Source organism: Sphingopyxis soli (assembly GCF_018682675.1).
Classification (GTDB): Bacteria; Pseudomonadota; Alphaproteobacteria; order Sphingomonadales; family Sphingomonadaceae; genus Sphingopyxis; species Sphingopyxis soli.
On sequence record NZ_JAFMTR010000024.1, the window covers coordinates 32,331 to 39,479 of the forward strand.

Here is a 7,149-nt window from a genome sequence, read left to right on the forward strand (position 1 = left end):
TCCTATCCGGCGCAGGCCTCCGCCGCCAGTTCGGCCTTGAGGACCCGGCGCAACAGCTTGCCGGTCTCGTTATAGGGCAGGGCGTCGCGCACGAACCATTGTTCGGGCGTCTTGGTCGAGCGCAGTTTAGCGCGTATCGCGGCCGCCATCGCCACCGTATCGGGTTGGCCCGACTTTGAGACGATCACCGCCACCACCTTTTCGCCCCATTGGACGCAGGGGATGCCGAGTACGGCGCAATCGGCGATATCGTCGAAGCTGCGCAGCACATCCTCGATTTCGCCCGGCGAGATATTCTCGCCGCCGCGGACGATGACATCGTCGAGCCGGCCCTCGACGAACAGATAGCCGCCCTCGTCGAGCCAGCCGGCGTCGCTGGTCGCGAACCAGCCGTCGTCGGCGATCGCCTTTTTGTGCAGATACTCGCCCGAAACCTGCTCGCCGCGGACATGGATCTCGCCCTGTTCGCCGGGCGCGCACGGGCTGCCGTCCTCGCGCCGGATCTCGAGCTCGATGCTCGGAAGCGGCTGGCCGACCGACGCGATCCGGCGGCGAACGGCCGGGTCGTCCGAGGCGAAGGCGGCGCGATGATCCTCGGCGCCGAGCAGCGCAATCGTCGAACTGGTTTCGGTAAGGCCATAAGCATTGACGAAGGCCACATGCGGCAACTTCGCCAGCGCGCGCGCGATCACCGGTTCGGGCATCTTGCCGCCACCATAGGAGAGCGCGCGCAGCGCGGGCAGCGTTTCGCCGGTCCGTTCCATTACGTCGAGGATACGGTCGAGCATTGTCGGCACGACCATCGCATGGGTGATCGCTTCCGCGGCGCAGGTCGCGACCCAATCTTCCGCAGTGAACGCGGGCAGATAGACGATCCGCCGCCCGCCATAGGCCGCGGTCAATATCGCCGAGATTCCCGCGATATGATAGGAGGGGACGCTAATCAGCGCCGCTTCTTCTTCGCCCGCGCCCAGAAACTCCACCGTCGACATGACATAGGATGTCAGATTGGCGTGACGCAGCACCGCGGCCTTCGGGTCGCCCGTCGTGCCGCTGGTAAACAGCAGGACGGCAATTTCGTTCCCGGCTTCCGGCAGGTCGATTTTTTCGGGCGGCGCCCCGGCCATGAATTCGGCCTCGAAATCGCTCCGGGCGATGAGGGTGACGCCGTCGGTTGGCGCGATGCGTGGCAGCATGTCGTCGTCGACGATCAGCGTCGATGGCGCGCTTCGGGCGACGAGCTTGTTGAGGTCGTCGTCCGCGAGGCGGTAATTGAGCGGAATAAAAGGCGTCCCGGCCATACCGCAGGCGAAGAGCAGCACGGGCAGCGCTGTGCCGTTCATCCCCAGAAAGGCGGTGTTCGCCTTTCCTTGCGCTGCGAGCCATGCTGCGACGCAACTGGCGCGGGCGCGATAGGACGCGAAATCATCACCTTCCTCGCCGCCGCCGAGCGCAGGGCGATCGGGACAGGCATCGGCGGCAATATCGAGGAGCAGCGGCGTCCGCATCGATATCAGTCCGAGGCCGGCAGCGGCTTGGCACCCTTGATCGCCATCGCGACCCCGTTGAAGGCGAGCGAGCCCGCACCGGCCTTGGCGCCGAGGACTTCGAGTCCGCTTGCTTCATCGACATAGCGTTTTCCGATCACGACGCCGTCCGCGAACGCCGGGTCGATCGCGCCGGTCGGTGCCTTCATATCGTCGATAGGGACGACCGCGACGCCGCCGCACTGCAGTTCACCGGCACTGCTCGGCGGGCGGACCACTACAAGTTGCGCATCGCACACCGCGCTCTTCCATCGCGATCCCGGTCTCAAGTCCATCCTCTTCCATCCTTTCCCGTCGCCGTTCGGATCCGGCCACCTGTCGCTTTCCCGACATCAATAAGTCAATCGACAAAGAAAGTAAACGTAGTTATATAACTCGAAAAGCCTACGCACGGAGAAGGGGAAGGAGATGCATCCAAGGCAGTTTGCGCAGACAGCCCCCGACCGGCCGGCAATCGTCATGGCTTCGAGCGGTGTCTCGGTCAGCTATTGGGAACTGGAAGCCGTCGCCAACCGTGGTGCGCAACTCTTCCGTTCACGCGGTATTGCCACGGGCGACACGGTTGCTATCTGGCTGAAAAATTGTCTCGAATATTTCCAGATCTACTGGGCAGCCCAGCGGGCGGGCCTCTATATCTGCCCGATATCGAGCCAACTGACCGCCGAGGAAGCCGCCTATATCGCGAACGACAGCCAGGCACGGCTGCTCATAACCCACGCCGATATCCCGGCAGCAGCCACCCTCGTTCGCGATCGCGCCGTGCTGGTCCCCCGGATTGCGGACATTTTCGATCTCGGTAGCGGACTTGACGGGCTCGCGTCCTGGGAGAAGGCTCTTGCTGCCCAGCCGGGGGATCGCATCGCGGATGAATCGGCCGGCTTTCACATGGTCTATTCGTCGGGCACGACGGGGCGCCCCAAGGGAATACGCCTGCCGCTGACAGGCGGTCCCGCCGACGAGCCGCACATGCTCGCCGAGCGCATATCGGGACGTTATGGCCTCGGGGAGGGCAGTATAATCCTGTCGCCGGCTCCGCTCTACCACACCGCGCCGCTCGCTTATGGCATGGTCGCGCACCGCCTTGGCGCAACGCTCGTGATCATGGACAAATTCGACGCCGAAGAGACGCTCCGCCTGATCGAGCGCTACCGGGTGACCTTCATGCAGATGGTTCCGACGATGTTCGTCCGCCTGCTCGCGTTGCCCGAGGCTGTCCGGTCGCAATACGACCTCTCTTCACTCGGCAAGATCGTCCATGCCGCAGCGCCTTGTCCCATCGGAATCAAGCGGCAGATGATCGAATGGCTCGGGCCGATCATCTACGAATATTACGGCGGATCGGAGGGCAATGGATCGACTTTCATCACGCCCGAGGAATGGCTCGAACGCCCGGGATCGGTCGGACGCGCCGACTGGGGAACGCTTCATATCTGCGATGACGCAGGCGGGGAGGTGGCCCCGGGCGTCGATGGCCTCGTCTATTTTGAAGGCGGCTGGGATTTCCAGTATCTGAACGATCCCGAAAAGACGCGCGATGCACGTCATCCCGCGCACCCGGAGTGGACTACGCTGGGTGATATCGGTCATGTCGATGCCGATGGTTATCTCTTCCTGACCGACCGACAGAGCTTCATGATCATCTCGGGCGGCGTCAACATCTATCCGCAGGAAGCCGAAAATCTGCTCATCACCCATCCGCGTGTTGCCGATGCCGCGGTGATCGGTGTTCCAAATTCCGATTTCGGCGAAGAGGTGAAGGCGGTGGTGCAGCCGTTCGACCCCGCTGATGCAACGCCCGAATTCGCGCAGGAACTGATCGCCTTCTGCCGATCGAACCTCAGTCCGGTCAAATGTCCGCGCTCGATCGATTTCGATCCTGCGCTGCCGCGGCTCGATACCGGGAAGCTATACAAGAGGCTGATCCGTGATCGATACTGGGCGGACGAGCGCACCCGCTGAAACTTGGACGACAGGCCGGCTGCGGTACGCGTTTCGAAGCAGATCGCAAGCAAGTCGCGCGGCTGGCCGCAGGGTGAGCGATGGGAAAGGCAGGACGCGCTTCTGCTGGAGGTGGTCCAGTCGCCCGATGCGCGCGAACGCGCTGCAGCTTTAGCCGAGAAGTGCAAGCCGAACCGGACCGGGCAGTAATGGAAAGCGGCCGGGCCAACCATCCTCATTGCCGGGCATGCTGCCGGCAGGAATGCGGGTCCGTCGGCTTTCACCCGAGGCTGGTTTGCGTGCCTAGTCGTCGATGCCGACCGGGCCCCGGTCGATACCGATCTGCGGATTGACGCCACCGATGCTCTCGAAATATCCCGCTATCGCTGCCCCTTCGCCGAAAAGCCATTCCGCCGTCGGCGCGCGGTTCTGGACTTCGACGAGGATATGGCGGCGGCCGACGCCCCGAGCTTCCACACCGCCAGCGTCGGCCTGAGCGAGCGCCGATGGCACATCGCGAATGGGAAAGGTGTGCCCGCGCGTGATGTACGGGAACGCAGCTTGTCGATTTTCCTGCGCGCGTCGGAGCGCGTGGCGATGCACCGATGGTGGAGCGATTATCTGGATGAACTCCGGGCGCGAATGCCAGAAGCGGGAGCCCGTGCGGCGTAAAAGCGGCGGATCTTGCATCAATATACGATATTTATCGAAAAATATTGCGATCGCCTTCCAGGCCTTTTAGAAGCGCGAAGGCGGGGGAGCCGTATGAGAGCTTGCTTTGGCAGGAGCGAGCTCGCTTTTCGGGGAGGAATTCTTGCGCGAACAGAACAATGGCTGCGCCGATTTCGATGTATCCGTTCTGGGGCTGGGCGCGATGGGAACCATCATCGCGCGCACGCTGGCAGAAAGGGGGAAGCGCGTCGCGGTCTGGAACCGGTCGCCCGGCAAGGCGGAGGGTCTGCGCGCGAACGGTGTCCACATCTGCGACACCGCCGAAGATGCGCTCAGGGCCAGCCCGGTATCGATACTGGTGCTGCTCAACAGCGAGGTCGCTCGCGAAACGCTCGGCGGACTGTGCGCTTCCGGCGCGCTCGCCGGGCGCACCATCGTCAATTATAGTTCGGGCAGCGCGGAAGAAGGCCAGGAGTTGCAAAAGCTGGTTTCGGGGGCCGACGCGCGCCTCGTCAAGGGGACGATCATGTCCTATCCGCGCAACATCGGTCATCCCGAGAGCTATTGCATCCACACCGGCGATTCGGGCGCCTTCGAAGATCATCGCGAACTGCTCGAACTGCTTGCCGGCCACGCGATCTTTCTTCCGTGGAAGGAGGCTTATGCTTTCGCGACCGCGATCAACGCCCAGACCTTCACCGCCATGCTTTCCTTCTTTGAGGTCGCGGGCGCGGCGCATCGCATGGGCCTGCCTATTCGTGAGATGGCCCGGCAGATCAACGATGCTTCGCGCTTCTTCGCGGCCGACGCGATCGAGGACGCCATTCGCCGCTTCGAGGGAGCCGGGTTTGACGGGGACCAGGCGACGATCGACGTTCACGAGGCCGGCTTCACATATATCAGGGACTATATGCGGTCGCAGGGCGCTTCGACGCCGATTTTCGACGCCGTGTGCGAGGTGGTCCGCCGGGCGCAGCGCGAGGGGTACGGGGAGGCGGATATAGCGGCCACGACGAAAATCTTCGCGCCGACTGAGGCGTTCACGGCGTAAAGTCGCGGGCTGTGCAATTGCCCCCGGCGAAAGGCGCGCACCGCGATGAAGCTGCCGGGAAGGCATCGGACAATTCCTGCCTTTGACTTTAGGCTTCCTTCGGCGAGGCGGGTCCGCACGGATATGTTCCGGGCGTTAGAAGTTGGACTTATAGAATTTTTATCGCCATATTCTCTGGTTTGGGCACCCATTTTTGGTTCTTGAGCCGTTTTCGCTCGCATAGAACCGATATTTATCGAAAAATATTGCGGCTGCGCTTCTGCGGCGTTATGGTGGGCGCAATGGCGAGGAATATGCGCCGCTATTTAAAAGCGCTGCATTGATCCGGCAGGACGGGAGCGGGCCGACAGGCGCCGGAAGCGGAAAGCAAAATATGAGCAGTATCGCTGAAGAGGCTTTTGGGGAGATAACCCGGACAGACGTCTTGATTATCGGCGCCGGAATTTCCGGCATCGGCGCGGCCCATCATCTCTGCGAGCAGCTTCCGGATAAGGATTTCCTGATCCTCGAAGCGAAGAACAGCTACGGGGGGACGTGGGATACCCATCGCTATCCCGGCGTCCGGTCGGATTCCGACCTCTACACCTTCGGCTACAGGTTCAAGCCATGGGTCGGCCCGCCCGTCGCCGGCCGCAGCGAGATCCTGCGTTATCTTGAAGAAGCGATTGCGGAAGGCGGGTTCGCCGACAGGATCCTATATGGTCACCGCGTCCTGACCTGCCGTTGGAGCAGTTCGGATTCAAGCTGGCTGGTCGAAGCGGTCCGCAACGGTGACGAGAAAAAGATCGTCTTTGCCGCAAACTTCCTCTGGATGTGTCAGGGCTATTACGATCACGACAAGCCCTACCTCCCCGAATGGCCCGCGATGGGCGACTTTGCGGGGCGGATCATCCATCCGCAGCAGTGGGACCCCGAACTGGATTATACGGACAAGCGGGTCGTGGTCATCGGCTCGGGCGCAACGGCGGCGACGCTGGTGCCCGCGCTCGCCGAGAAGGCGGCGCAGGTCACCATGCTGCAGCGCTCGCCAACCTATTTCTACTGTGCGCCGAACAAGAATGAGCTCGCCGACAGGCTGCGGGAGATCGGGATCGACGAACCGACGGTCCACCGCGTCGTCCGTGCCGAAGTCCTCTATGATCAGGAGCTTCTGGCGCGCCGCGCCGTCGAGGAGCCGGAGGTGCTGTTCGAGGAGCTCAAAGGCGCCATTCGGGACTATGCCGGCGAGGACTTCGAGTTCGAGCCGCATTTCGTGCCCCGCTATCGCGTCTGGCAGCAAAGGCTCGCCTATTGCCCCGACGGCGATCTGTTCCAGGCCGTCAGCAGTGGACGCGCGAATGTCGTCACGGACGAAATCGATCGCTTCACCCGCAGGGGAATCGTGACGAAATCGGGCGAGGAAATCGAGGCCGATATCGTCGTCGCGGCCACGGGATTCCGGCTGCTGATGATGGGCAAGATCGAGTTCGAGGTCGACGGGCAACCGGTCGACTGGCACGAAACCGTGAACTATCGCGGAATGATGTTCACAGGCGTTCCGAACCTCGTCTGGATCATGGGCTATTTCCGCGCCAGTTGGACCTTGCGGGTGGATCTGGTCGCCGACTTCGTCTGCAGGCTTCTGGCGGAAATGGACCGGCGCGGCACGCGCAAGGTCGAAGTCGCGTTGCGCGAAGAGGATCGCGACATGTCCTTGCTGCCCTGGATCGATGGCGAGAATTTCAATCCGGGCTATATCGTGCGGGGATTGGCGGAGATGCCCGTGCGCGGCGACAAGCCGGAGTGGATGCACAATCAGGACTATTGGCGGGAACGCGACGAGTTACCGCAAATCGACCTGTCCGGCGCCGAGTTTATCTACCACCCGGGACGCGCAGGCTAGGTCACCGACTCATTATGCCGCAACCAAATCCTGATTGATGCGAGCTGGATGGAAGCGAG

6 protein-coding genes are annotated in these 7,149 nt (G+C 62.5%); 3 read left to right on the top strand and 3 right to left on the bottom strand.

The window, feature by feature from the left end; genetic code table 11:
• Positions 1-2: 2 nt before the first annotated feature.
• Together J1N50_RS03270 and J1N50_RS03275 are read right to left on the bottom strand one after the other, a co-directional pair.
• Positions 3-1,508, bottom strand: coding sequence for a class I adenylate-forming enzyme family protein (locus J1N50_RS03270; RefSeq protein ID WP_215350350.1), 1,506 nt, complete (start codon positions 1,506-1,508; stop codon positions 3-5).
• 5 nt (positions 1,509-1,513) lie between these two features.
• On the bottom strand, positions 1,514-1,822 hold the full coding sequence (locus J1N50_RS03275) for a hypothetical protein (protein ID WP_215350352.1): 309 nt from the start codon (positions 1,820-1,822) through the stop codon (positions 1,514-1,516).
• Between the two features lie 133 nt (positions 1,823-1,955).
• Between J1N50_RS03275 and J1N50_RS03280 the strand changes: the two genes are divergently transcribed.
• On the top strand, positions 1,956-3,506 hold the full coding sequence (locus J1N50_RS03280) for an acyl-CoA synthetase (RefSeq protein ID WP_215350354.1): 1,551 nt from the start codon (positions 1,956-1,958) through the stop codon (positions 3,504-3,506).
• 282 nt (positions 3,507-3,788) lie between these two features.
• Here the strand turns inward: J1N50_RS03280 and J1N50_RS03285 are convergent, their stop codons facing one another.
• On the bottom strand, positions 3,789-4,175 hold the full coding sequence (locus J1N50_RS03285) for a hypothetical protein (RefSeq protein ID WP_215350356.1): 387 nt from the start codon (positions 4,173-4,175) through the stop codon (positions 3,789-3,791).
• Between the two features lie 124 nt (positions 4,176-4,299).
• On the opposite strand from J1N50_RS03285, the gene J1N50_RS03290 reads away from it, so the two are divergent.
• Both J1N50_RS03290 and J1N50_RS03295 read left to right on the top strand, forming a co-directional pair.
• Positions 4,300-5,208, top strand: a complete 909-nt coding sequence (locus tag J1N50_RS03290) for an NAD(P)-dependent oxidoreductase (RefSeq protein ID WP_215350358.1) — start codon at positions 4,300-4,302, stop codon at positions 5,206-5,208.
• Between the two features lie 373 nt (positions 5,209-5,581).
• A complete protein-coding gene (locus J1N50_RS03295; RefSeq protein ID WP_215350359.1) occupies positions 5,582-7,090 on the top strand; it encodes a flavin-containing monooxygenase in 1,509 nt (502 codons plus the stop codon).
• Positions 7,091-7,149: the final 59 nt, after the last annotated feature.